22 protein-coding genes, 1 other RNA gene, 2 pseudogenes and 1 riboswitch are annotated in these 21,380 nt (G+C 64.3%); of the genes and pseudogenes, 11 read left to right on the forward strand and 14 right to left on the reverse strand.

The annotated features are described in order from the left end of the window. Window positions 1–8: 8 nt before the first annotated feature. Both ffs and ETW23_RS16760 read right to left on the reverse strand, forming a co-directional pair. Window positions 9–107, reverse strand: an RNA gene (ffs, locus tag ETW23_RS16755) — signal recognition particle sRNA small type. A 64-nt stretch (window positions 108–171) separates the two neighbouring features. Then, on the reverse strand, window positions 172–2,031 hold the full coding sequence (locus ETW23_RS16760; protein ID WP_167738139.1) for a 5'-nucleotidase C-terminal domain-containing protein: 1,860 nt from the start codon (window positions 2,029–2,031) through the stop codon (window positions 172–174). 75 nt (window positions 2,032–2,106) lie between these two features. Between ETW23_RS16760 and ETW23_RS16765 the strand changes: the two genes are divergently transcribed. From ETW23_RS16765 to ETW23_RS16775, 3 genes are read left to right on the forward strand one after another with little or no spacing between them, the layout of a single operon-like run. Further along, on the forward strand, window positions 2,107–2,370 hold the full coding sequence (locus tag ETW23_RS16765; RefSeq protein ID WP_134830688.1) for a hypothetical protein: 264 nt from the start codon (window positions 2,107–2,109) through the stop codon (window positions 2,368–2,370). After that, window positions 2,367–3,350, forward strand: coding sequence for an NAD(+) diphosphatase (gene nudC / locus ETW23_RS16770; protein ID WP_134830689.1), 984 nt, complete (start codon window positions 2,367–2,369; stop codon window positions 3,348–3,350). Before ETW23_RS16765 ends, nudC begins: the two co-directional genes overlap by 4 nt. Before the next feature lie 57 nt (window positions 3,351–3,407). Beyond that, a complete protein-coding gene (locus ETW23_RS16775; RefSeq protein WP_134830690.1) occupies window positions 3,408–3,875 on the forward strand; it encodes an SRPBCC family protein in 468 nt (155 codons plus the stop codon). 23 nt (window positions 3,876–3,898) lie between these two features. Here the strand turns inward: ETW23_RS16775 and ETW23_RS26830 are convergent, their stop codons facing one another. Next, a complete protein-coding gene (locus tag ETW23_RS26830; protein ID WP_368075853.1) occupies window positions 3,899–4,396 on the reverse strand; it encodes a hypothetical protein in 498 nt (165 codons plus the stop codon). Further along, window positions 4,396–4,776 carry a hypothetical protein gene (locus tag ETW23_RS26835; protein ID WP_368075854.1) on the reverse strand — a complete coding sequence of 127 codons (381 nt, stop codon included), beginning with the start codon at window positions 4,774–4,776 and terminating at the stop codon, window positions 4,396–4,398. Before ETW23_RS26835 ends, ETW23_RS26830 begins: the two co-directional genes overlap by 1 nt. An 84-nt stretch (window positions 4,777–4,860) precedes the next feature. Between ETW23_RS26835 and ETW23_RS16785 the strand changes: the two genes are divergently transcribed. Further along, window positions 4,861–5,451: a TetR/AcrR family transcriptional regulator gene (locus ETW23_RS16785; protein WP_134830691.1), complete on the forward strand. Its 591-nt coding sequence runs from the start codon at window positions 4,861–4,863 to the stop codon at window positions 5,449–5,451. Window positions 5,452–5,469: 18 nt separating this feature from the next. Beyond that, window positions 5,470–5,692, forward strand: a riboswitch (cobalamin riboswitch). Window positions 5,693–5,801: 109 nt separating this feature from the next. After that, a complete protein-coding gene (locus ETW23_RS16790; RefSeq protein WP_134830692.1) occupies window positions 5,802–6,206 on the forward strand; it encodes a hypothetical protein in 405 nt (134 codons plus the stop codon). Between the two features lie 79 nt (window positions 6,207–6,285). Here ETW23_RS16790 and ETW23_RS16795 read toward each other — a convergent pair whose 3' ends face one another. Both ETW23_RS16795 and ETW23_RS16800 read right to left on the reverse strand, forming a co-directional pair. Next, a complete protein-coding gene (locus tag ETW23_RS16795) occupies window positions 6,286–6,816 on the reverse strand; it encodes a protein-tyrosine phosphatase family protein (RefSeq protein WP_134830693.1) in 531 nt (176 codons plus the stop codon). 85 nt (window positions 6,817–6,901) lie between these two features. Further along, a pseudogene (locus tag ETW23_RS16800) lies at window positions 6,902–8,093 on the reverse strand (IS3 family transposase). 231 nt (window positions 8,094–8,324) lie between these two features. Here ETW23_RS16800 and ETW23_RS16805 point away from each other — a divergent pair. Together ETW23_RS16805 and ETW23_RS16810 are read left to right on the forward strand one after the other, a co-directional pair. Then, a complete protein-coding gene (locus tag ETW23_RS16805; RefSeq protein ID WP_134830694.1) occupies window positions 8,325–10,133 on the forward strand; it encodes a DNA polymerase III subunit gamma/tau in 1,809 nt (602 codons plus the stop codon). 191 nt (window positions 10,134–10,324) lie between these two features. Beyond that, window positions 10,325–10,669, forward strand: a complete 345-nt coding sequence (locus ETW23_RS16810; RefSeq protein ID WP_024088825.1) for a YbaB/EbfC family nucleoid-associated protein — start codon at window positions 10,325–10,327, stop codon at window positions 10,667–10,669. Window positions 10,670–10,731: 62 nt separating this feature from the next. On the opposite strand, the gene ETW23_RS16815 is transcribed toward ETW23_RS16810, so the two are convergent. After that, window positions 10,732–11,223 (reverse strand): GNAT family N-acetyltransferase, encoded by a 492-nt coding sequence (locus ETW23_RS16815; RefSeq protein ID WP_134830695.1) that lies wholly within the window; start codon window positions 11,221–11,223, stop codon window positions 10,732–10,734. Between the two features lie 182 nt (window positions 11,224–11,405). On the opposite strand from ETW23_RS16815, the gene recR reads away from it, so the two are divergent. Next, a complete protein-coding gene (recR, locus tag ETW23_RS16820) occupies window positions 11,406–12,005 on the forward strand; it encodes a recombination mediator RecR (RefSeq protein WP_134830696.1) in 600 nt (199 codons plus the stop codon). Window positions 12,006–12,191: 186 nt separating this feature from the next. Here recR and ltaE read toward each other — a convergent pair. Together ltaE and ETW23_RS16830 are read right to left on the reverse strand one after the other, a co-directional pair. After that, window positions 12,192–13,135: pseudogene (gene ltaE / locus ETW23_RS16825) on the reverse strand (low-specificity L-threonine aldolase). Next, window positions 13,132–13,809, reverse strand: a complete 678-nt coding sequence (locus ETW23_RS16830; RefSeq protein WP_134830697.1) for a hypothetical protein — start codon at window positions 13,807–13,809, stop codon at window positions 13,132–13,134. Before ETW23_RS16830 ends, ltaE begins: the two are co-directional and overlap by 4 nt. A gap of 139 nt (window positions 13,810–13,948) precedes the next feature. Here ETW23_RS16830 and ETW23_RS16835 point away from each other — a divergent pair, with 139 nt between their 5' ends. Continuing rightward, window positions 13,949–14,845: a LysR substrate-binding domain-containing protein gene (locus ETW23_RS16835; protein WP_134830698.1), complete on the forward strand. Its 897-nt coding sequence runs from the start codon at window positions 13,949–13,951 to the stop codon at window positions 14,843–14,845. A 159-nt stretch (window positions 14,846–15,004) separates the two neighbouring features. Here ETW23_RS16835 and ETW23_RS16840 read toward each other — a convergent pair whose 3' ends face one another. The 4 genes from ETW23_RS16840 to ETW23_RS16850 all read right to left on the reverse strand — a co-directional run bounded on the left by ETW23_RS16840 (window position 15,005) and on the right by ETW23_RS16850 (window position 18,227). Then, window positions 15,005–16,390, reverse strand: a complete 1,386-nt coding sequence (locus ETW23_RS16840; RefSeq protein ID WP_134830699.1) for an ATP-binding protein — start codon at window positions 16,388–16,390, stop codon at window positions 15,005–15,007. Further along, window positions 16,306–17,013, reverse strand: coding sequence for a hypothetical protein (locus ETW23_RS16845; protein ID WP_167738140.1), 708 nt, complete (start codon window positions 17,011–17,013; stop codon window positions 16,306–16,308). Before ETW23_RS16845 ends, ETW23_RS16840 begins: the two co-directional genes overlap by 85 nt. Then, a complete protein-coding gene (locus ETW23_RS25230; protein ID WP_167738141.1) occupies window positions 17,001–17,150 on the reverse strand; it encodes a hypothetical protein in 150 nt (49 codons plus the stop codon). Before ETW23_RS25230 ends, ETW23_RS16845 begins: the two co-directional genes overlap by 13 nt. Before the next feature lie 309 nt (window positions 17,151–17,459). Further along, the gene (locus tag ETW23_RS16850) at window positions 17,460–18,227 is read right to left on the reverse strand and encodes a DUF1013 domain-containing protein (RefSeq protein WP_129369732.1); all 768 of its coding nucleotides are present in this window, start codon (window positions 18,225–18,227) and stop codon (window positions 17,460–17,462) included. A gap of 130 nt (window positions 18,228–18,357) precedes the next feature. Here ETW23_RS16850 and ETW23_RS16855 point away from each other — a divergent pair, with 130 nt between their 5' ends. Both ETW23_RS16855 and ETW23_RS16860 read left to right on the forward strand, forming a co-directional pair. Further along, window positions 18,358–19,002 (forward strand): ribonuclease T2, encoded by a 645-nt coding sequence (locus ETW23_RS16855; RefSeq protein WP_134830701.1) that lies wholly within the window; start codon window positions 18,358–18,360, stop codon window positions 19,000–19,002. Between the two features lie 286 nt (window positions 19,003–19,288). Then, window positions 19,289–20,146, forward strand: coding sequence for a DUF2189 domain-containing protein (locus ETW23_RS16860; protein WP_134830702.1), 858 nt, complete (start codon window positions 19,289–19,291; stop codon window positions 20,144–20,146). A 66-nt stretch (window positions 20,147–20,212) separates the two neighbouring features. Here the strand turns inward: ETW23_RS16860 and ETW23_RS16865 are convergent, their stop codons facing one another. Further along, entirely contained in the window at window positions 20,213–21,196 is a 984-nt protein-coding gene (locus ETW23_RS16865; RefSeq protein ID WP_134830703.1) for an NAD(P)H-quinone oxidoreductase, read from the reverse strand. Window positions 21,197–21,380 lie beyond the last annotated feature (184 nt).

The following is a 21,380-nucleotide window of genomic DNA, read 5'->3' on the forward strand; positions in this document are numbered from 1 at the left end:
GCGGGGAAAAGTGAGAGGCTGGACATCGACCCAAGCGGGGCTCGTTGTGGCTGCTTCCTTCCGGATCTGACCAGGTTGGCGAGGCGCCTGCCCGCGCCAACCTCTCGAATCCCGATATAAGCGCCGCCGCCGGGATTGGCAAGTGCCCCCGCCTGTCCTGCCTTCTGCGTTTTAAAGCTGCAGCGCCAATTCCAGAAAGCCGCCGCTGTTGTGCCCTCGCGGCTCAGCCAGCCCGGCAGGCAGTTCCTCCAGATACCCGATGGCTCCCGGCCCGGTAACGGCAACCGCGCTAGTGCCGGGCACCGGCGCAAGTTGCCAGGGATAAGGCGCCTCTGCCAGCGGATCAGCGGGCAACCGCCCGGCGATGTAGTCGCGGATTGCCTGGCGGATCCGCATCGGCGGCAGCGGCAGATCTTTGGCCTCGCGCAGCATGCTGAAGCTGCCGCCGCCGCTGACCCGGTAGCTGTTGGCCGCGACCGCAAAATGCTGGCCTGGCTCCACAGGCCGGCCGTTCCAGCACAGGTTCCGGATCCGCCGGGCGCCGGGGTTGATCCGCACGCCCGCTGCCGAAAACCGCGGCGGCTGGACTGGGTCAATCTGATAACTCAGCCCGAAAATCACATCGAAATTATGCCCTGCCCGCTGCGGGTCGGCCAGCAACTGCCCTGAGCTGCCCGGCGTGATCCGGCTGAACAGCCCTGCCGACATTTCCAGCCAGTCCAACAGCTGTGCACCGGTGACCTCGACCACCCGCAACTCATTGGGGAAGACCTGCAGATCAGCGATATTGCGGGCACAAAGATCCCCGGCCGCAATGTCGGTATAAAAATGCGGCCCGGAGCGGCCGCCGAATTTGCACGGTGCAACAGCCGACAGCAGCGGCAGGCTTTTTCCGCCGGCACTCTCAAGCAACGGCCGCACCGCAGCAGCCTGGGCACTGCCCACCAGTGCCAGGCCGCGATCCGGCGCGAAGAAAGTAAAATAGGAATGCATCGCAACCGAGCTGTAGCCCGCCGGCTGGCGCATACGTTGCAAAGTGCGCGCGTGGTCTTCTGCCAGCGCCTCCGTAAAACCAGGGTTCTCCGGCACCAGCGGCTGGGCAGCCCCGGTTTGCTGGTGGCGGCCCGCCGGCTGCAGGCTGGCCGAGCCGCCGGCAGGATGCCAGGCTCCGCTGCGATGCTCCAGATCCAGCCTCAGAACACCCAGATGCGAGCCATGCGCACCGGGCATCACGACGGGCTTGGCAAAGGGATGCGCGGGATTCGGCAGCGTCAGATGCGTGTGGCCGCCCACAACGGCATCAATTTCCGGCAGCGCGGCAAGCTGCTCCAGTTCATTTTCGCCGCGGCCCGCCCCGGCATTACTGTCAATTCCGGTATGCGCCAGCGCCAGCACCAGATCGCAGCCCTGGGCCCTCAGCTGCCGGGCCTGGGCCGCGGCGGTTTCAACGATGCCGCCCGCGGCGAGTTGCTGCTGCAACGCCTTGCCGCACCAGATCAGGGTCTGCGGCGGCAGCACCGAAAACAGCCCGATCCGGACCGGTGGCAAACCGGGACAGCCAGGCACCGCCCGCTCCAGCACCGCCCAGGGTACAAACGGCAGCCGAAGATCAGGCTGCCGCGCCGTCAGGCTTGAGCACAGCACCGGACATGGCACGTCTTTCAGGACGCCTGCCAGCGCCTCCAGGCCGAAATCAAAGTCATGATTGCCAAGACCAACGGCATCATATTCCAAAAACCGGAATGCGCGCGCCAGAGGATGGGGGCCTTTGGCGCCCGGCACGATGTCCCCCAGCGGCGACCCCTGGAAGCCGTCGCCGTTATCGACCAGAATGCAGGCCGCGCCCAGGCGGTCAGCCTCAGCCCGTGCGCGGTTGATCAAGGTGGCAGCGCGGGACAGGCCGATGGCCCCGTCCGGGCGGTCGGCATAATAATCATGGCTCAGCAGATTGCAGTGCAGGTCCGTAGTGGCCAGCACGTGCAGCAGCCCGGTGGTGGTCCGGGAGTGCGAGGCGCGCGCCCCGCTTGTCATGTCCGATATTCCGCTGACACCGCCTGCTGCTGCTCCTTCCCGCACCGTTTGGTGCCGTTCTTGGTTTGAGGCTATTTGAATCAGCGTTTTAACGATTTGCAAAGAACCCTTTTTATTGCATTTGATTTTTTCCTGCTGCCGAGGCTTCAAACGGGCCGGCGCGCCCTGTCCAGCAGTGAAAAGCCGCAATTCCCGCCCGGCAGGTGTGGCGGTGCAGTGACAGGCAAGCGCAGATCGCTGCCGATTGCTGGCAACGCCTGCGGCACACTGCCATGGATGGCGCTATTTTATCCATGGCACCCGAAAAAACCGCAGCCAGCCAAAGGAGAGCCGCAATGAAACACGCAGAACAAGTGACTTTCGGCGGCGGCGGGCTGGAGCGGGCGGCCCATCTGCGCTTGGATACCGCTGCGCTGGAAGCGGCCTGGAACAGCGCGGAGGCGCAGGTGCTGCTGATGTGGCGCGGCAAGCCGCTGACCCGGCGCGAAAGGGATGCGGATCTGCCCTGCGGGCTGGGCTGGACCGATCCGGCGCATCCGCTGGCCGCTGACTGCAAGGATGCCGCATTGTTTCTTGGCCTGGCACCTGGCGGCGCGCCGTGTTTTGCCTGCGATATCAGCGGCTGGCAGCCCGAAGGCCTGGATCAGGAGGCGCTCAGCGGTTTTGCCGATGCCAGCGAGCAGCAGCACCCTGATCTGCCCGCGTCCCATGCCTTTGCCGAGCTGCGCCGGGTGATGACCTGCCTCACACCGCTGGAGGCGGAACTGGCCGCCACCGCCAAGGCGCTGCTGGCCTGGCACCGCAGCCACCGGTTTTGCGCAGCTTGCGGCGCGCCCAGCGATTTGGCGCAGGCCGGCTGGCAGCGCATCTGCCCCGCCTGCAAGGCGCCGCATTTCCCGCGCACCGACCCGGTGGTGATCATGCTGATCACCCATGGCGATGCTGTGCTGATGGGCCGTTCGCCCGGCTGGCCCGAGGGGATGTATTCGCTGCTCGCAGGATTTGTCGAACCGGGTGAGACGCTGGAAGCAGCCGTGCGCCGCGAAACATTTGAAGAAACCGGCGTGCAGGTCGGGCCGGTCAGCTACCTGTCCAGCCAGCCTTGGGCCTTTCCGATGTCGCTGATGTTCGGCTGCGCGGGCGAGGCGCTGAGCACGGACATCACCATCGACCCGGCTGAGATCGAAGACGCGCTGTGGGTCAGCCGCCAGGAGATGATGACGGTCTTTGCCGGCGAACACCCGGCTCTAAAGCCGTCACGTCAGGGAGCAATTGCGCATTTTCTGCTCCGAAACTGGCTTGCGGACACGCTGGACTAAAGCGCATATTGCAAAAAACAGCGCGGCAGCACGGCGGCGCAACTGAAGCAGGCGAGCATGGAATTTCAAAGCAAAGAAGATATCGAAGCCCCGATTGCCGACGTCTTTGGCGCGATCTCCGATTTCAGCCTGCTGGAGCGCTCGGCCCTGCGGCGCGGCATCGACGTAGAGCGGACTGGCGATACCGCGCATCCTGAAAACGGCCTGGCCTGGGATATCGGCTTTCGGTTTCGCGGCAAACAGCGCGACATCCGGCTGACACTGGCGTGTTATACCCCGGTCACCGGGCTGGCGCTGACCGGCAGCGGCAGCGGCCTGGACGGCCAACTGGAGATCGAGCTGCTGGCGCTGTCGCCGCGGCGGACCCGGATGTCGGTGCAATTGAAACTGGCGCCCACCACCCTGACCGGCCGGCTGCTGGTTCAATCGCTGAAACTGGCCCGCAGCAACCTCACCCGCCGGTTCAAGCTGCGGCTGGCCGACTATGCCCGGATCACCGAAGAACGGCTGAACCGCTCCGCCTGACTCCAAGGTTTGGGGGAGCCGTGCTATTGCGGCGGCAGCAGCCGCGGCCACAGGGCGGCATTGGCGCGGGCAAAGGCGCCCAGATGGCCGATCTTCTGCACGCCCGCCTCCTGCGGCACCAGCACCGTCCGGCACTGCGGCACATCGCCAAAGACGTCCCCCAGCCGCCAAACGGCCGCAGGCGGCACAACGTCGTCATCCGCCATCGCATACAGATCCACCGGCACGCCGGCGTCTGCCCACTTGGGCCGCGGCAAGGCCGAGCCGGTTTCCGGCAGGTAGCTGCCCGGCGTGGTGCACCAGCGCCGCCACTGCCAGTACACCCCGGCAGGCAAATCGGCCCCGAACCCCACCGCGCGCCCGGGCAGATACCCCAAGGCACGGACCAATGGCGGCACATGGCCAAACCAGAAAGCCAGCGCCAGCGCGCGGTAGGGCCAGGGATGATCGTGGTGATGCACCAAGCCGCCCGCAACCACGATCATGCGGGCGACGTCCTTCAGGCCATCCTGCAGGGGCATCAGCATTGCCCCAGCGAATGGCCGATCACCCACAACGGCACGCCCGCATAGTGCCGTTGCAGTTCGGCCCGGGCAGCCGGCTGATCTTCCAGCGCCCATTGAGCCATTGTCGCATCGGAACGGCGCGGATGGCCCCGCGAGGAGTCTCCGAAATCCCGGTAGTCATAGGTCAGGCAGGCCACCTGCTGCTCTGCTGCCAGCCAGCGTGCGAAATGCCGGTAATAGCGCTGCGGCACCCCGGTTGCGCCATTCAGCACCACTGCTGCCCGCGCCTGCCCCGCCGGGTGGTACAGCCGCCCAGCCAGCAAGTGGGTGCCGGATGCAAACTGCAGTTCTTCTTCGCGGATAACCGCCGTATGTCCTGCGCTTTTGTCCAGCATGGCAACCTCCTGAGTCGATTGGCCTAGACCGATTGGTCTAATCCATCTCTGGACCAATCGGTCCAATGCTGTCAAGCTGCCGCCATGAATGACGTGACGACAGCCAAGGCGGGCGGGACCAGCCCGCCCCCGACCCGCGAGCGGCTGATCCGCGCCGCTGCCGGCCTGTTCCGCAACAAGGGCTACAGCGGCACCGGGCTGGCGGAATTGCTGGCAGAGGCGGGGGCGCCCAAGGGCTCGCTCTACCACCATTTCCCCAGTGGCAAATCCGACCTGGCCCTGGCCGCGGCGGACTGGGCGTCAGGGCAGATGCTGCTGCTGATCGAGGCGTCTTTCACCCCGGCGCCCACCTTCCGGGAGGGGGCCAAGACGGTTTGCTACAAACTGGCGAAACTGTTTGACAAGCAAGGAAAATGGAGCGGCTGCCCGGTCTCTGCCACCCTGTTCGAAGGGCCGGAGAACGAGGCGTTCCACCAGCACGCCGCGCATCTGTTCGAGGGCTGGATTACTGAAACCACCCGCCACGCCCGCCGCCTGGGCCTGCCCGAACCTGAGGCCCGCGCGGCGGCGGAGAATTTCTATATCCTGCTGCAGGGCGGCTGGCAGCTGGCACGGGTGCGGCGGGACTCGGACGTGATCCGCGGGCTGTATTTGCAGATGCAGAAAAACGATTGACGACTCAGGCGTCCTGCCGCTACCGCTTGTGGCGATGGTTCCCGAGCCACAGAATCTTGTGTCCGGGATGAAAAGGGAACACGGTACGGCCCGCGCAAGCTGGCCAAGTCCGAGACTGCCCCCGCAACTGTAAGCGGCGAGCGACCCCGATAGAGCCACTGGCCCTCAATACGAGGCCGGGAAGGATCGGGAAAGCGACGACCCGCAAGTCAGGAGACCTGCCATCGGACGTGTAACTCGAACCCGGGCGGGGTGTCCGGACAGGGTCTGATGGCTGCGGCGGCTGTGATCCGTCTTTCATCCGGTCTCTTGTCCCCCAAACCCCCGTGCCACGCGCGGAGGGCGCAGATATGATGTGGACCGACAAGACGCATTTCTATGCGGCAACAGATTGCAAGTATTTGGGGCGCCCCTGCCCCGCGGCAGAGCGGATGATCGCCAAACTGGCCGAAGCGATGACCAAGGCCAAGCCGCTGACCCAGGAGGATTTTGAGATCACCGGCACCACCGCACTGGACGGCTGCCCGCGCAACTGCCCGGCGCAGTTTGCCGCCAGCCATGACCGGATCCGGCTGTATTGCGGCGTCGGTGAAGAGGCGCCGCGCGAGGGGCTGGACCGCTTTGCCGATGCCATCCTCAGCCGCGACGGTACCGGTTTTGCCGCGTCCAAGCTGGACACCCGCCCCTGCGCGCTGATGGAGGCGCTGCCGAAAACCGCCGAAGCACGGCAGGCGGAACAGATGCTGGCGCTTTAACTGAATACCTGAAGAATGCTGCCCGGCTTATCGGCCGGGCGGTGCAGTATCTCTTTGCGGTGCGCCTCTGGCGGCGGCTCTACGGTGAACAGGCCCAGTGCAATTGGTCCTTGGTTTCCACCGCACAGGGCCGTATCGCCCGCAGCCGGGCCAGCGCCTGCGCCGGGGCTTCGCCGCATTCGATCATCAGCCTCAGCACCGCCATGCCGGACCGCCCGCAGCCGCCCCTGCAATGCACCAGCACCCGGCCGCCGCCGCCCAGTGCTTGCCGTGCAGACCGGCTGGCCGCCGCCCATTTCGCCGCCACAGCGGGCGGCGGCACCTGGAAATCCGGCACCGGCAGATGCAGCCAGCGGCAGGCCATGCTTTGAATATCAATCCCCAGCCGCGGCACATCTGCGGCTGCGTGCTCGGCCTCGGTGGTCATTGAGATGACCAGCCCCGGTTTCCACTGATAGATCTGGATCAGGTCATTACGGTAATCGCCTCCCGCACCGGGCAGCGGGCATAGCGCCAGAATACCGCCGCCTGCTGACAGCGCGTGGATGGTCAGGCCTGCCGGCGCCGCGCCGTCCGGCGCCGCAGGTTCCGGGATATCCTCAGTTCGCATACCGCCTCCTTAGCCGCTGCGTTCCTGCATTTCCCCCGCAGTCCCCTGAGCTACTCCCCAATTGTTGGACAGGTTCTGGCGTAATTTAAGCTACTCTCTGCTCCTGCTGATCGGGTTGGGTTTTGTGTTTTCTCAGCCAATAGACCACGGCCGGGGGTTTGCCGCCAAGGGCGGAATGTGGGCGTTTTCGGTTGTAGAACTCGATCCACTTTCCGACGCCGACCTTCGCCTCTGATCCGGTCTCCCAAGCATGCAAGTAGACGCATTCGTATTTCAGGCTCCGCCAAAGCCGCTCGACGAAGATGTTATCGAGGAACCGGCCTTTGCCATCCATCGAGATGCGCACACCGGATCGCCACAGCCTGTCCGTCCAGGCGAAGGACGTGAACTGGCTGCCCTGATCTGTATTCATGATCTCGGGCGGGCCGAACTTGTGGATGGCCTCGTTCAGCGCCTCGACACAGAAGTCCGCTTCCAGCGTGTTCGAGATGCGCCAGGCCAGCACCTTGCGCGTGTGCCAGTCAATGATCGCCACCAGATACAGGAACCCCTTGCGCATTGGCAGATAGGTGATGTCCGCCGCCCAGACCTGGTTCGGGCGCCCCACCCGCAGACCACGCAGCAGATAGGGGTAGGTCTTGTGCCCCTTCGCAGCCCTGCCCCCTCTCGCACATGCTTTGCATGTGCTGCCGGGCAGCGGGTGTTGGGCTTCTGGTAGATCGGCATGAGCCCCATCACCCTCATCAGCCGCCTGATCCGCTTTTCGTTCACCAAATGACCTTCATTGCGCAGATGCCAAGTCATCTGCCGCACACCGAAGAACGGCGTTTCCAGGAACTGTTCGTCGATCCGGCGCATCAGCATCAGGTTCAGAGCCGTCTCGCCTTTGGGCTGATAATAGAACGACGACCGCGAGATCGACAGCAGCTTGCACTGCTTGCTAATGGGCAGATTGGCATTGGCAGGCTCGATCATTTTCCTCCTCACTTGCCGATCCACGGTTTGAGCTTTCGTGACAAAAAATCGTTGGCAACGGCCAGCTCCCCAATCTTGGCGTGCAGCTCTTTGACCTGTTCTTCGTCAATCTCCTGGGGCTTCCTGCCGCCGCGCTTGAACACGCCGGACGCGCCCTCCAGAAGAGCCCGCTTCCAGCTGTGGATCATCGTTGGGTGAACGCCAAACTGGCTCGCCAGCTCAGCAACAGTCCGCTCGCCCTTCAGAGCCTCAAGCGCGACTTTCGCTTTGAAATCGGGCGAATGGTTCTTCCGTTTCGACATCTCTGATCTCCTCTTCGTCGAAGATCAGCAGACAGCAAATCGCAGCTTACGTCAGTGTCCGAAATTCAGGGGGTAGCTCACCCTGCCTTTGCAGCCTAGCGGTTAAGCAGGCAATCCCAAAGCTCTTTTGCGGCCCCGGACCAGCCCAACGGCGGTGGACGAACGGGCTGCGCTTCAATACCCTGCGCGCAACGCGGAGCACCCCGCATCCCGAATCCGGCACGAGACATCATGAACGATACCCCCAGCGGCACCTCCGGCGCATCCGGCCAATCCCAATACCAGGTTCTGGCCCGCAAGTACCGGCCCGAAACCTTTGCCGATCTGGTGGGGCAGGACGCCATGGTGCGGACGCTGAAAAACGCCTTTGCCGCTGACCGGATTGCTCAGGCTTTTATTATGACCGGCATCCGCGGCACCGGTAAAACCACCACTGCGCGGATCATCGCCAAAGGCATGAACTGCATCGGTGCAGACGGCCAGGGCGGCCCCACCACCGATCCGTGCGGCCAATGCGAGCATTGCACCGCGATCATGGAAGGCCGCCATGTCGACGTGATGGAGATGGACGCGGCCTCGCGTACCGGCGTGAATGACATCCGCGAGATCATCGACAGCGTGCAGTACCGCGCCGCCTCGGCCCGCTATAAGATCTACATCATCGACGAGGTCCACATGCTGTCGACCAGCGCCTTCAACGCGCTGCTGAAGACGCTGGAGGAACCGCCCGCGCATGTGAAGTTCATCTTTGCCACGACTGAGATCCGCAAAGTGCCGGTGACGGTGCTGTCGCGCTGCCAGCGGTTTGATTTGCGCCGGATCGAGCCTGAGGTGATGATTGCGCTCTTGCGGAAGATCGCCACCGCCGAGGGCGCCGAAATTGCCGAAGACGCGCTGGCGTTGATCACCCGCGCCGCCGAAGGTTCCGCCCGCGACGCTACCTCGCTGCTGGATCAGGCGATTTCCCATGGCGCCGGTGAAACCTCTGCTGATCAGGTCCGCGCCATGCTGGGTCTGGCCGACCGCGGCCGGGTGCTGGACCTGATGGACATGATCCTGCGCGGCGATGCGGCGGCCGCGCTCACTGAACTCAGCGGCCAGTATGCCGAAGGCGCCGACCCGCTGGCGGTATTGCGCGATCTGGCCGAGATCACCCATTGGGTCTCGGTGGTGAAAATCACGCCGGATGCGGCGGAAGACCCCACCGTCAGCCCGGATGAACGCGCCCGCGGCAAGGCGATGGCGGATGCGCTGGCGATGCGCGTCCTTACCCGGATGTGGCAGATGCTGCTGAAGGCGCTGGAGGAAGTCGCCGCGGCACCAAACGCAATGATGGCCGCCGAGATGGCAGTGATCCGCCTGACCCATGTGGCCGACCTGCCCAGCCCCGAAGAACTGATCCGCAAGCTGAAGGACACCCCGCCTCCGCCGCCGAATGGCCCCGGCGGCGGTGCGCCGATGCAGGGCATGGGCGCTCCGGCTTTAGGCGGCAGCGGCGGCGCTTCCGGTCATGGCGGCCAAACTGGTCCCGCAGGCGGCGCGCCGGTGGCACATGGCGGCGGCGGCACCATGGCGGCACTGGCGCCGCAGGTCAGCTCAGCACTGGCGCGCTATCCGTCCTTTGAACATGTGGTCGAGCTGATCCGCACCAATCGCGACGTGAAACTGCTGGTCGAGGTCGAGGGCGGCGTGCGTCTGGTCTCCTACCAGCCGGGACGGATCGAATTCACCCCGTCCTCGCAAGCGCCGCGCGACCTGGCGGCCCGGCTTGGCACGGCGCTGCAGAACTGGACCGGTGCGCGCTGGGTGGTGTCGATCGCGCCGGACGGCGACGCGGCCACGATTGCCGAGGTCCGCGATGCCGCCGAGAACGCCCTGCGTGAGAAAGCCGCCGCGCATCCGCTGGTGCAGGCGGTGCTGGAAAGCTTTCCCAAGGCAAAGATCAAACGCATCCGCACGGCGCAGGAGCTGGCCGCCGAAGTCGCCGCCGAGGCCCTGCCCGAGGTGGAGGATGAATGGGACCCGTTCGAGGACGGGTGACAAAAGTGACCCGGGCATCGCCTGACCTTGGGTGGCCGCGATGGCGCTTTCCTTGGGGGAAGGTCAGGCGCTGCCCGGCCTGCCAGCCGGGCGGAAGGGTGTTAAACTCCGGCACCGAGGCAATCCTCCCCTTGTTTCACGCCCTCGCGGCCCGTATCTGTGCCCCGAACCGGAATCTCAGGAGATGACAGATGCTCAAAGGCCTCGGCGGCCTTGGCGATATGGCCAAGATGATGAAATCGGCACAGGAACTGCAGGGCAAAATGGCCCAGATGCAGGAAGAGCTGCATAATGTGATGGTGACGGGCGAGGCCGGCGCCGGCCTGGTCAAGGCGACCGCGTCCGCCAAGGGCGACCTCAAAGGCCTGGACATCGATCCGTCGATCTTCAATGGCGACGACAAGGAAGTGGTCGAGGACCTGATCCTGGCCGCGATTAAGGACGCCCAGGCCAAGGCCGCGGAAAAGGCGCAGGAAGAGATGGCCAAGCTGACCGAAAGCATGGGTCTGCCAAAGGACATCAAGCTGCCGTTCTAAGCGCTGCCAGCGATGCCAATCTAAAGGCGGCCCGTCAGGAGCCGCCTTTTTCTTTGCCTTGTTCAAGCTGTTTCCAACCGGAATTTCAGAAAACGCTGCCCCTCGTACAGCACTTCTTCGGTTTGCACTGCGCCCAGCCGTGCCAGCGGCCGCAGATGGCGCCGCGTCGGCGGCAGCGGGAAAGTCACATGAGGGATGCGCGGATCGCGGCGGGCAAACGCCAGCGCTTGCCGGGCAATGGCCGGGCCCAGGCCAAAACAGCCGGGCCTTAGGACCAGCCCGAAATCCCACTCGTTCGCCTCTTTCTGAAAACCGCCCCAGCCAAGATATTGCCCCTTCTGCACAAACGCCCAATGACCCAGTCCATCCCTTTGCCAGCAGTTCTCCTTGGCGGTAACAAAGTCTCTGGCAGTTTCTTCGTCCCAGGCGCCTGTCAGCAGCGGCATATGCTCTGCCATCCGCGGATCTGACATGTGGCGGGCAATCTCCAGCGGCGCGATCCCGGTCAGCCGGGCAAAACGCACCGGGTGCTGGGTGTTGTCCTGCCGTCCCATTGCCGCCCCTTTTCTTTCCCGCGCAAGATGTGCTGCAACAGATACGCCCTGCCGCCCGCCAGCTCAATTGCCCTTACCCTTGCAGTTGCCGAAGCAAAACAAACCCTGAACATATTGCCGCCCTGCCCTTGCGCTTCACTGCTGCAATCAGCCTATATAGCACGGCACACAAAGGCCCGGGCATGATCAGAAATTCCACCAGCGACATCGAAGACCTGATTGCCCTGATGGCCAAGCTGCCAGGGCTCGGCCCGCGGTCTGCCCGCCGTGCGGTGCTGCATCTGATCCGCAAGCGGGCGCTGCTGCTGACGCCCCTGGCCGATGTGATGACCGAGGTCGCCGCCACCGCGTGCGAATGCCTCAACTGCGGCAATATCGGCACCAGCGAGATCTGCCCGCTTTGCACCGACCCGGAACGCGCCAATGGCGAGCTGTGCGTGGTCGAGGATGTGGCCGACCTTTGGGCGATGGAGCGCTCAGGCGACTTCAAGGGCCGCTACCACGTGCTGGGCGGCACCCTGTCGGCGCTGGACGCCGTGGGTCCGGAAGATTTGCGTATCCCGCGGCTCGCGGACCGGGTCGCAACCGAAGGTATCAGCGAGGTGATCCTGGCGCTGAACGCCACCATCGACGGCCAGACCACGGCGCATTACATCGCCGACCAGTTGCAGGGGCAGGTCAGGCTCACCTCGCTGGCGCAGGGCGTGCCGATCGGCGGCGAGCTGGACTATCTGGATGACGGCACGATCTCTGCAGCGCTCAGGGCGCGGAAGGAAATCTGACGGTGCGGCCGGGCGTGCAAAATTCTTCAAAGAATTTTGGCCGGAAAATTCGAATTTTCCGGAGCCACGCCCGCCTTTGGTTTCAGCAGTAGAAACTCTTTAGCCCTTGGACCGCGCGGTCCAATGCGCCGTTATCCACATCTTTGTGCAGCACCATGCGGATGGCGCCGGAACTGCCGCCACCGATTACAACGCCCTCAGATGCCAAATGCATCCGCAACGCATCATTGCGCCCGTCCCCCGGAGTGAAAAACACCATGTTGGTGGCCTGGGAAACCTCCCCCGCCCCAAACCGCGCAGCACATCCGCCAGTTCCGCCGCGCGGTCATGGTCCTGCCCCAGCCGCGCCACGTTATGCTCCAGCGCATAAAGCGCCGCCGCCGCCAGCACGCCTGCCTGCCGCATGCCGCCGCCCAGCATCTTGCGCCAGCGCCGTGCCTTGGCGGTCAGGTCTGCAGGCCCCGCCAAAACCGACCCGGCCGGCGTGCCCAGTCCTTTGGAAAGGCAGATGGACACCGTATCCATCAGCCCGGCCAGTTCCGCTTCCGAACACCCCAGTGCCACCGTCGCATTAAAGAACCGCGCGCCGTCCAGATGCACCGCCAGCCCCGCCGTCCGGCCCGCCGCCGCCGCCGCCGCCATATCCGCCAGGGGCACTGCAAGCCCGTTATGGGTGTTCTCCAGCGACAGCAGTCGGCTCTCCGCCAGATGGCTGTCATCCGCCTTGACCGCCCCGGTAATCACCTCCGGGTCCAGCGCGCCATCGTCCCGCACCGGCACCGGGCACAGCGATAGCCCGCCCAGCACCGAGGCCCCGCGGCCTCATAGGCATAGACGTGATAGCCCGCGCCCAGGATGACTTCCTCGCCGCGCTGGCAATGGGCCAAGAGACCAGCCAGGTTGCTCATCGTGCCGGAGGGCAGGAACAGCGCCGCCTCCTTGCCCAGACGCTCGGCCAGCACAGCCTCCAGCCGGTTCACCGCCGGGTCTTCACCATAGACGTCGTCGCCCAGCTCCGCCGCTTGGATCGCCCGCATCATGCCCGCATCTGGCCGCGTCAGCGTATCACTGCGCAGATCGCAAAGGGCGCCGCCGCCCCCCGCTCCTGCCAATCCTGCGTATTGGCTCATTCCGTCACCTGATCATAAGCCAGCGCCGCCACGATGTGCACCCGCCGGGTCTCGCCGCCGTTCAGCGCAGTGTGATAGCCGCGGGTATCGGTGAAATACACCGAGCCATCGGCCGGCAGATGCGTGACGTGATGATTCACGATGAACAATGAGCCGGGATTGGAGACCACCGGAATATGCAGCCGCGGCTCCGGGTCGCGGTGCCAGGAGTTGCAATTGTACAGCCCCTTGGACAGCACCCGCGTGCGCCCGATCGGAAACCGCTTGGCCAGCTCTGCGTGCACATGCTCGAAGTAGGTGCCTGCGAATTTGGGATTAAATTCGGAAAAATCCACCTCCGGCACCAGATCCTCGCGCGGCTCTTCGACATAGCGGCTGTCGGCGCGCAGCCAGTAGCGGCCCGACAGGTCATTGGCGGTCCATTCGGTCTGGCCCGGCCGCTGGGTCAGCGGCAGCGCAGCAAAGCCCTGGTCCTGCAAGCCGCCCATAAAGGCCTCGCGTTTCAGGCACTCCTCCAGCGCCTCCTGCAGCCTTTCGATGTCAAACTTCAACTCCAGCCTTTGGATACCCGGTCCGGGCACAAACTCTGCCACCGATGCAGAATCCGGCAGGGTGCCCATGGCCCTGGTGACAGCCTGCACATCGGTGTCGTTGATCTGCGGTTCAAAACTCATGTCGCGCGTTCCCATTCTTTGTGCTGATCGCAAGAGGGTGATGCTTTGAATGCGATACTGGCAGGCCAAGAGGCCGGGAAAAAGCCGGGATTTTGCAAACTATATTGCAAAAATTGCAACATATGGCAGGGTGCGGGCCATGCGCCGCAAGATCCCGCCCACCTCTGCCCTCTTGTGTTTCGAGGCTGCCGCCCGGGCCGGCAGCTTTGCCGGAGGAGCGCGGGAGATGAATCTGTCGCAAAGCGCTTTCAGCCGCCAGATCCAAAGCCTGGAGGCGTTGACCGGCCAAACCCTGTTCAAGCGTGAACGCCAGCGGGTGCAGCTCAGCGGTGCCGGACGGATGCTGCAGGAGGAGCTGGCACCGCAATTGGAAGCGCTGGAAGCCACCTTTTACCGTTTGCGCACCCGCGACAACCCCTATGGCGCGCTCAATATCGGCACCTACCCGACACTGGGCAGCCGCTGGCTGATGCCGCGCCTGGCAACGCTGGCACAGGCGCAGCCGCGGCTGACAATCAATACCATCACCTATCTGGACAATAGCCAGGTGGACCCCAGCCTGGTGGATCTGGCCATCGTGCAGGGCGATCCGCCCTGGCCGGGCTTTCGCGCGGATCTGCTGATGCCGGAGACCCTGATTGCCGTTGCAGCACCTGATCTGCTGGATGGCCCGCTGCCATCCGCCGCCGGGCTTCTGGAATTTCCGGCCCTGCAGCACAGCACCCGGCCGCTTAGCTGGCAGATTTGGTTCGAGGATCAGACCGGAAGCCTCACTCCCCGCCCCACCGGGCCGTTGTTCAGCCAGTTCGAGATGCTGATCGACGCAGTGAAATACGGCCATGGCGTTGCCATTCTTCCAGAGCTGCTGGTGCGCCGGGATCTGTCCGAGGGCACGCTGATCCAGGCCCATCCGCACCGCTGCACCCCCGCCAGCGCCTATTATCTGCTGACACCCCAGGCCAAGACGGGCACCAGCCGGATCGAGCGGGTCCGCGACTGGCTGCTGCGTGACGCCTGCAGCCCTAGCGCAGGCTGACCAGCCATTGCCCGCAATAATCCTGCAGCAAAATGCAACGTTTCTGCCGGGCGCATCCCGCCGCGCGCCAGCGAGGCGCCAGGCCCAAGGCCGCCAAGGGGCCCCGCCAGGGGCACATGCGGGCGCGGGAGCTTTCCGCCAGCGCCAAAGCCGACGCCCTTAGGTGAAAACCGCCTTATACAGCTTTTCCTTGGTAAACGGCTTGTCCAGCACCGGAACCCGGGACAGATCCGGAAACCCCGCCGCCACGGCGCTGATGGCAAAGCCGCTCATCATCACCGCCTTCAGCCCGGGCTGGATCTTGCGCAGGCCCGCCAGGGTCTCCCAGCCGCCGCGCCCCGGCATGCTCATGTCGATCACCGCGCCGTCAAACGGCCCTGCTGCCTGCAGCTGCGCCAGCGCCGCGTCATAGCCATCGGCCTGCAGCACCTCACAGCCGCGCAGCTGCAACAGCCCGGCCACTGCCCGGCGCACGGTTTCCTCGTCATCCACCACCAGGATCCGCCGGATCTCCGTACCGCGCCGCTGCGCAGGCGGCCCTGCCGCGCACGCTTCCGCCACCGGCTCAGCGGTGCAGGCAGGAAAGTAGAAGCGGAAGGCACTGCCCTCGCCTTCGCGGCTTTCAACCGCCAGGCCGCCCTGATGGCGGCTGATGATCCCCAGCGCCGCAGCCATGCCGAGGCCGCGCCCGCCGGGTTTGGTGGTAAAGAACGGGTCAAAAATCCGGGTCACAGTCTCGCGGCCCATACCGCTGCCGGTATCGCGCACCTCCAGCAGCAGGCAGGCGCCGGCCGGCATGTTCCGACCTTTCAGCAGCTTGCGCCGCTCTGCATCGCTCAGGCTGGTCTTGCGGGTGGTCACCGTGACAATGCCCGCACCGGGCCCGATGGCTTCTGCCGCATTGAAGACCAGGTTCAGCAACAGCTGGCCCACCTGAGACGGATCCATCTGCGCCGTCAGCGCCCCTTCTTCCAGGTCAAGCACCACCTGTTTACCCATCTTGCGCTCAACCGGGACCAGCGCCATGGTCTCTTGCACGATCCCGTTCAGATCGCACGGCCCCTGCTCCCGGCTGCCGCCGCCCTTGGCGTAATTCAACAGCTGCCGGACCAGCAAGGCAGAGGCCTGCAGCCCCTGCTCGACCACTTGCAAATGCCCTTGCGCCGGATGCGCGGCCTCCAGATGCGCCAGCGCCAGTTCGGCGCGGCCCTGCATCGAGGCCAGAAGGTTGTTGAAATCATGCGCGATGGTGCCCGCCAGCAATCCCAGGCTCTCGGTCTTGCGCTTGATCAGCAGCGCCTCTTCCGCCCGGGCGCGGCGCCTTTCGGCCTTGCGGCGGCGCAGCTCCAACCCGATCCGCGCAGCAAACAGCGCGATCAGATCAGTCTCCAGCTTGCGCTGTTTGATTTCCCGGTCGTGCTGCAGCGCAAAGTGGCCGATCACCCTGCCCTTCATATCGGTCAGCGGGATGCCCAGGTATGAGTGCAGGTTCTGGCTGCGGAATTGTGCCTGCTCTGGAAACGCCTCCTGCAGCCCGTCCGGCACCAGGAATTTCTCCCGCCCCTTAAATACGCGCAAGGGGTGCCGTCAAAAGGCACAACCGTGTCTTCCACCTCTTCCATCTGCTGCCCTTCAAAGCAGCAGGCCAGCACCCGGAAACACCCAGGTTTGTCGCCCAGGCATTCCGCAATGAACGCCGAGCGCACCTTGAGCGCGCCCTGCAGCTGCCCGGCCAGCTGCCGGAAGGCCTCACGCGCAGATGTGCCGCTTGGCCCTTCGGCCAGAACTGACAGCGTGGCCAGTGTCTGCAGCCCGGCGGTCTCGGCCCCTAGCCGGGGCGCGAATTGCTGCATTACAGCCGCGATATGCTGCGCCAGGGCGTCGTCGATTTCATAGCGCCACGAGGCCTGGACCAGGCCGATCGCCTCGCCATCGGCGTTTTTCAGGGCGACCCCGACATAGCTTTGGATGCCTTCCTCGATGAACATCTCGTCATCCGGATACAGCTCCTGCACCCCGCAGGGAAAGACATGCGGATCGCCGCTCAGCACCACGTCATGGCACGGCGTCACGCAAGCCTCGTATTCGAAATCCCCCAGCTGCAGCCCGTCAAACCAGCTTGCCAGCACCTTGATGCGCTCGGTCTCCATGACCTTCAGCTCACCCACGGTGACCAGATCGGCCCATAGGCCTGCGCCAGCTGATCCACAAATTCCTGGCAGAACTCCAGGCCGCTCAAACAGGCCAGTGTCTCCAGATCCAAGCGGCTGCTTTCCCCAAGCGCCGCGGCCCCTGCTGCGTCCATTGCTTGTACTCCTGCCATCCCTTTGCGGACAGGCCTGCTAGGCCGGACCGCTGGCAACACTCTGTAACGTCCCGTTCCTTACACTTTGGAAAACCGCCCCGGAACAAAAGGCCTTTCCCGCACCCTGGTCTTTGCGGGCAATCTGGAACACAACTGCCCCGCAACATCATGCTGCGCAAAACAGGGGTACATAGTCAACATATTGTAACGTAGAGAGTCAATTCTATCAGAAAAAGCCGCAAATCCTGAGTAAAGGATCTGCGGCTTTTTAATAAATTTCTTTAGCCGGCAGCGCCGGGGCGGATGGGATCAGAAGCGGGGATCTTCGTCGTCTTCCTCGTCGTCGCCGCCAGCAGGCAGGTTGAAGAAGCTGTCCGCGTCGGGGATTTCCTCTTCCTTCTTCCGGTCATCATCACTCAAACCGCCGCCCAGGGTAAAGGTCTCCAGCCCCTCGATCGCGCTTGGGATCTTCGGCTCGGCGTCCATCTCCAGCGACTGTTCGGTAGAGACCAGCTTGCGGCGCTCATCGTCGCTCATCACGCCGCCTTCGGCGGCTTTCTTGGCCGCGGCCTTCTGCACGACGGCATCCAGTTCGGACTGGCGGCACAGGCCCAGCGCCACCGGGTCGATCGGCTGCATGCTGGAGATGTTCCAATGGGTGCGCTCGCGGATCGACTGGATGGTCGGCTTGGTGGTGCCGACCAGTTTGGCGATCTGGCCATCGCTGAGTTCCGGGTGGAATTTAACCAGCCACAGGATTGAGTTCGGACGGTCCTGGCGTTTGGACAGCGGGGTATAGCGCGGGCCGCGGCGCTTTTCCTCGCCGGCGGCGGCCGGGTTGAACTTGAGCTTCAGCTTGTGCAGCGGATTGGCTTGCGCCCTGTCGATTTCATCCTGGGTCAGCTGGTTGTTGGCCATCGGGTCGAACCCTTTGACGCCTGCGGCCACTTCGCCATCAGCGATGCCCTGGATTTCCAGCTCGTGCATGCCGACGAAATCGGCGATCTGCTTGAAGCTGATCGTGGTATTGTCCACCAGCCACACGGCGGTTGCCTTGGCCATCAACGGTTTTGCCATGCGCTCATCTCCTTAAAACACATCTTCCCCGCCGCCTGGATCAAGGCTGCCCCGCTTTCGGGGTCTGGTTTCCGTTGTCGGGGAACTTCAGGCCTGTATAGTCGGCTTCATTGCATAAGGAAAGAGGCCAATGCGCAAGTTATTGCTGGGGCTGGCGGCTGTTTTGGCCGGTTTTGCCACGTTTGCCGCAGCAGAGGGCGAGCCGGCCGGGGAGTTCGACTATTACGTGCTGGCGCTCAGCTGGTCGCCGAACTGGTGCGAGCAGGAAGGCGATGCGCGCCGCGCAGAGCAATGCGCGCCGCGCCAGGATTACGGCTGGACCCTGCACGGGCTGTGGCCGCAATTCCATCGCGGCTGGCCCAGTTACTGCCGCACAGCCGAAACGCCGCCCAGCCGCCGCATGAGCCGGGAAATGGCGGATATCATGGGCAGCCCCGGCCTGGCCTGGCATCAGTGGAAGAAACACGGCACCTGTTCCGGCCTCAGCGCAAGGGCCTATTACACCCTGATGCGCGAAGCCTACCGGCACGTGGCCCGCCCCGCCGTCTTTCGCAAGCTTGACAAGCCCGTGACCCTGCCCGCCGCAGTGGTAGAGGAAGCTTTTCTCAAGGAAAACCCAAGCCTGGCGCCAGACAGCCTGACCATCACCTGCCGCAGCGGCGCCATCCAGGAAGCCCGCATCTGCCTGTCGAAAGCACTGCAGCCGGTACCCTGCGGGCGGGATGCAATCCGCGACTGCACATTGAAAAACGCCCGCCTTGCGCCGGTGCGCTAAGGCGGAGGCGGAGTCAGGGGCGCTGCCCCTCTTGGCCTGACGGCCAATTCACCCTGGGGTGTTTTCCACCAGAAAGAAGCAGAACCCGCACCTTTGTCAGACCGCGTGATCCGCACAGCTGCCCCCCTGTCCCTTTGCCGGGAGTAGCCCTGCCCCGCTGCGCGCGCGGCAATAAATGGCCTGTGATCCACACTTCCCGGGGTTTTGTGCTAGTATTATGAAACGTGCCGCGCCCGGCCCTGCCTGAACGGCACTTCCGTTATGGTCAGCGAGGAGGAAGAAGCGCATGGCAAAGACAATCGGGAACCCGCTCAGCTGGCTTCTGCAGGGGGCAGAATCCACCGGGCAGCATATCGGCCAGACGGTCGAAGAAATGGGCAGCGACGGCGTCAAGGAACTGCCCAAGGCCTGCACGCTCACCATGGACGACATCATACATTCGCTGGCCGCCGGACTGGAGGACTTTGCCGCCTGCCGCAGCGATGCCATGTTCCTGGTGCTGTTTTATCCGCTGATCGGCATCACGCTGATCGTAATGAGCCTGTCGATGAATTTGCTGCCCCTGATCGTGCCGATGATCATGGGTTTTGCGATCCTTGGCCCGGTGGCCGCGGTTGGGCTTTATGAAATGTCCTCGCGCCGTGAAGCCGGGTTTGAGCCGCGCTGGATGGATGCCTTCGGCGTCCTCCGCTCGCCTGCGTTTGGCGGCATTCTGGTGCTGGGGCTGTATCTGGCAGTGCTGTTCATTGTTTGGCTGGTGGCCGCGGACATGATCTACAGCCGCACCCTGGGGCCGGAACCGCCGGCTTCGATCCTGGGCTTTGCCGCGGAAGTGGTGACCACCCGCGAGGGCTGGATCATGGCCATTGCAGGCGGAATTACAGGCGCGGTCTTTGCCTTTGCCGCACTGGCGATGAGCCTGGTGTCTTTCCCGCTGCTGCTGGACCGCCATGTGGGCCTGCCGGTAGCTGTGGCCACCTCGATCAAGGTGCTGCGCAAGAATCCGGTTAATTGCATGACCTGGGGGGTGATCGTCGGCACCGCGCTGGTGGTGGGCGCAATTCCCTTCCTGGCCGGGCTGATCATTGTGGTGCCGGTGCTGGGGCATGCGACCTGGCATTTGTACCGGCGCGCCGTGCAGTAAGGAAATCCGCATATCAAAACGGGCCGGCAGATCTGCCGGCCTTTCTGTGTCAGGCAGCCTGAAGTTTCAGCCCACTTTCAAAACAATCTTGCCGATATGGCCGGAGCTTTCCATCCGCGTGTGTGCAGCGGCGGCCTGCTCCAGTGCAAATTCGCTGTCCATTACCGGTGCCACCTTGCCTGCTTCGATCAAGGGCCAGACAGCCTCGCGCAGGTCCCCGGCAATCTGCGCCTTGGCCAGATCGCTTTGCGGCCGCAGGGTCGAGCCGGTCAGGGTCAGCCGCTTGACCATCATCAGGGCAAAGTTCAGCTCCACCTTCGGCCCCTTCAGAAAGGCGATCTGCACCAGGCGGCCGTCTTCGGCCATTGCCTTCACATTGCGCGGAATATAGTCGCCGCCGACCATGTCGAGGACAAGATCAGCGCCGCCTTCGGCCTTCAGAACCTTGACGAAATCCTCGTCGCGGTAGTTGATTGCGCGTTCGGCGCCGAGATCCAGGCAGGCCTGGCATTTCGCATCCGACCCGGCGGTGGAAAACACCCGCGCACCAAAGGCCTTGGCCAGCTGGATCGCCGTGGTGCCGATCCCGGAAGAGCCGCCATGCACCAGGAAACGCTCGCCCGCTTTCAGCCCGCCGCGGGTAAAGACATTGGACCAGACGGTGAAAAACGTTTCCGGCAGGCAGGCCGCCTGTTTCAGATCCAGTCCGGCAGGCACCGGCAGGCAATGGGCGGCTGGAGCAGCTACATATTCCGCATAGCCGCCACCGGGCAGCAGCGCGCAGACCAGATCGCCCGCGCGGATGCCGCTGACGCCTGCCCCCACAGCCGTCACCTCGCCCGAGGCTTCCAGCCCCGGCAGGTCACTGGCACCCTTGGGCGGATCATAGGCGCCCGCGCGCTGCAGCGCATCGGGCCGGTTCACCCCGGCATAGGCCACCTTGATCACTACCTCGCCGTGGCCCGGTTGCGGCACCGGGCGCTGGCAAGGCTGCAGCACTTCCGGCCCGCCGGGTTTGGTGATCTCCACCGCGCGCATCATCTCTGTCATGGCATTTTGTCCTCCTGATCCTTGCCCCTTGCCTAGCACCCGTCCGGGTGAGCGCAAACAGCAAAGGCGCCGCAGTTGGGGCGCTTTGCGGACAGCACGATCCGGGAGAAGACTCTTGCCCGAACGGAATGCAAACCCAGCAAGGACATTGGAAGGTGCCGCGCAACTGTGCGAAAGCCCGGCG

Origin of the sequence: Leisingera sp. NJS201 (assembly GCF_004535885.1) — a bacterium.
Classification (GTDB): domain Bacteria; phylum Pseudomonadota; class Alphaproteobacteria; order Rhodobacterales; family Rhodobacteraceae; genus Leisingera.

Excerpts from the sequence above, each read along its gene's own strand:
- ETW23_RS16760 (WP_167738139.1), bottom strand. The coding sequence starts at position 2,031 with ATGACAAGCGGGGCGCGCGCCTCGCACTCCCGGACCACCACCGGGCTG.
- nudC (WP_134830689.1), top strand. The coding sequence starts at position 2,367 with ATGAAACACGCAGAACAAGTGACTTTCGGCGGCGGCGGGCTGGAGCGG.
- ETW23_RS16775 (WP_134830690.1), top strand. The coding sequence starts at position 3,408 with ATGGAATTTCAAAGCAAAGAAGATATCGAAGCCCCGATTGCCGACGTC.
- ETW23_RS26830 (WP_368075853.1), bottom strand. The coding sequence starts at position 4,396 with ATGCCCCTGCAGGATGGCCTGAAGGACGTCGCCCGCATGATCGTGGTT.
- ETW23_RS26835 (WP_368075854.1), bottom strand. The coding sequence starts at position 4,776 with ATGCTGGACAAAAGCGCAGGACATACGGCGGTTATCCGCGAAGAAGAA.
- ETW23_RS16785 (WP_134830691.1), top strand. The coding sequence starts at position 4,861 with ATGAATGACGTGACGACAGCCAAGGCGGGCGGGACCAGCCCGCCCCCG.
- ETW23_RS16790 (WP_134830692.1), top strand. The coding sequence starts at position 5,802 with ATGATGTGGACCGACAAGACGCATTTCTATGCGGCAACAGATTGCAAG.
- ETW23_RS16795 (WP_134830693.1), bottom strand. The coding sequence starts at position 6,816 with ATGCGAACTGAGGATATCCCGGAACCTGCGGCGCCGGACGGCGCGGCG.
- ETW23_RS16805 (WP_134830694.1), top strand. The coding sequence starts at position 8,325 with ATGAACGATACCCCCAGCGGCACCTCCGGCGCATCCGGCCAATCCCAA.
- ETW23_RS16810 (WP_024088825.1), top strand. The coding sequence starts at position 10,325 with ATGCTCAAAGGCCTCGGCGGCCTTGGCGATATGGCCAAGATGATGAAA.
- ETW23_RS16815 (WP_134830695.1), bottom strand. The coding sequence starts at position 11,223 with ATGGGACGGCAGGACAACACCCAGCACCCGGTGCGTTTTGCCCGGCTG.
- recR (WP_134830696.1), top strand. The coding sequence starts at position 11,406 with ATGATCAGAAATTCCACCAGCGACATCGAAGACCTGATTGCCCTGATG.
- ETW23_RS16830 (WP_134830697.1), bottom strand. The coding sequence starts at position 13,809 with ATGAGTTTTGAACCGCAGATCAACGACACCGATGTGCAGGCTGTCACC.
- ETW23_RS16835 (WP_134830698.1), top strand. The coding sequence starts at position 13,949 with ATGCGCCGCAAGATCCCGCCCACCTCTGCCCTCTTGTGTTTCGAGGCT.
- ETW23_RS25230 (WP_167738141.1), bottom strand. The coding sequence starts at position 17,150 with ATGGACGCAGCAGGGGCCGCGGCGCTTGGGGAAAGCAGCCGCTTGGAT.
- ETW23_RS16850 (WP_129369732.1), bottom strand. The coding sequence starts at position 18,227 with ATGGCAAAACCGTTGATGGCCAAGGCAACCGCCGTGTGGCTGGTGGAC.
- ETW23_RS16855 (WP_134830701.1), top strand. The coding sequence starts at position 18,358 with ATGCGCAAGTTATTGCTGGGGCTGGCGGCTGTTTTGGCCGGTTTTGCC.
- ETW23_RS16860 (WP_134830702.1), top strand. The coding sequence starts at position 19,289 with ATGGCAAAGACAATCGGGAACCCGCTCAGCTGGCTTCTGCAGGGGGCA.
- ETW23_RS16865 (WP_134830703.1), bottom strand. The coding sequence starts at position 21,196 with ATGACAGAGATGATGCGCGCGGTGGAGATCACCAAACCCGGCGGGCCG.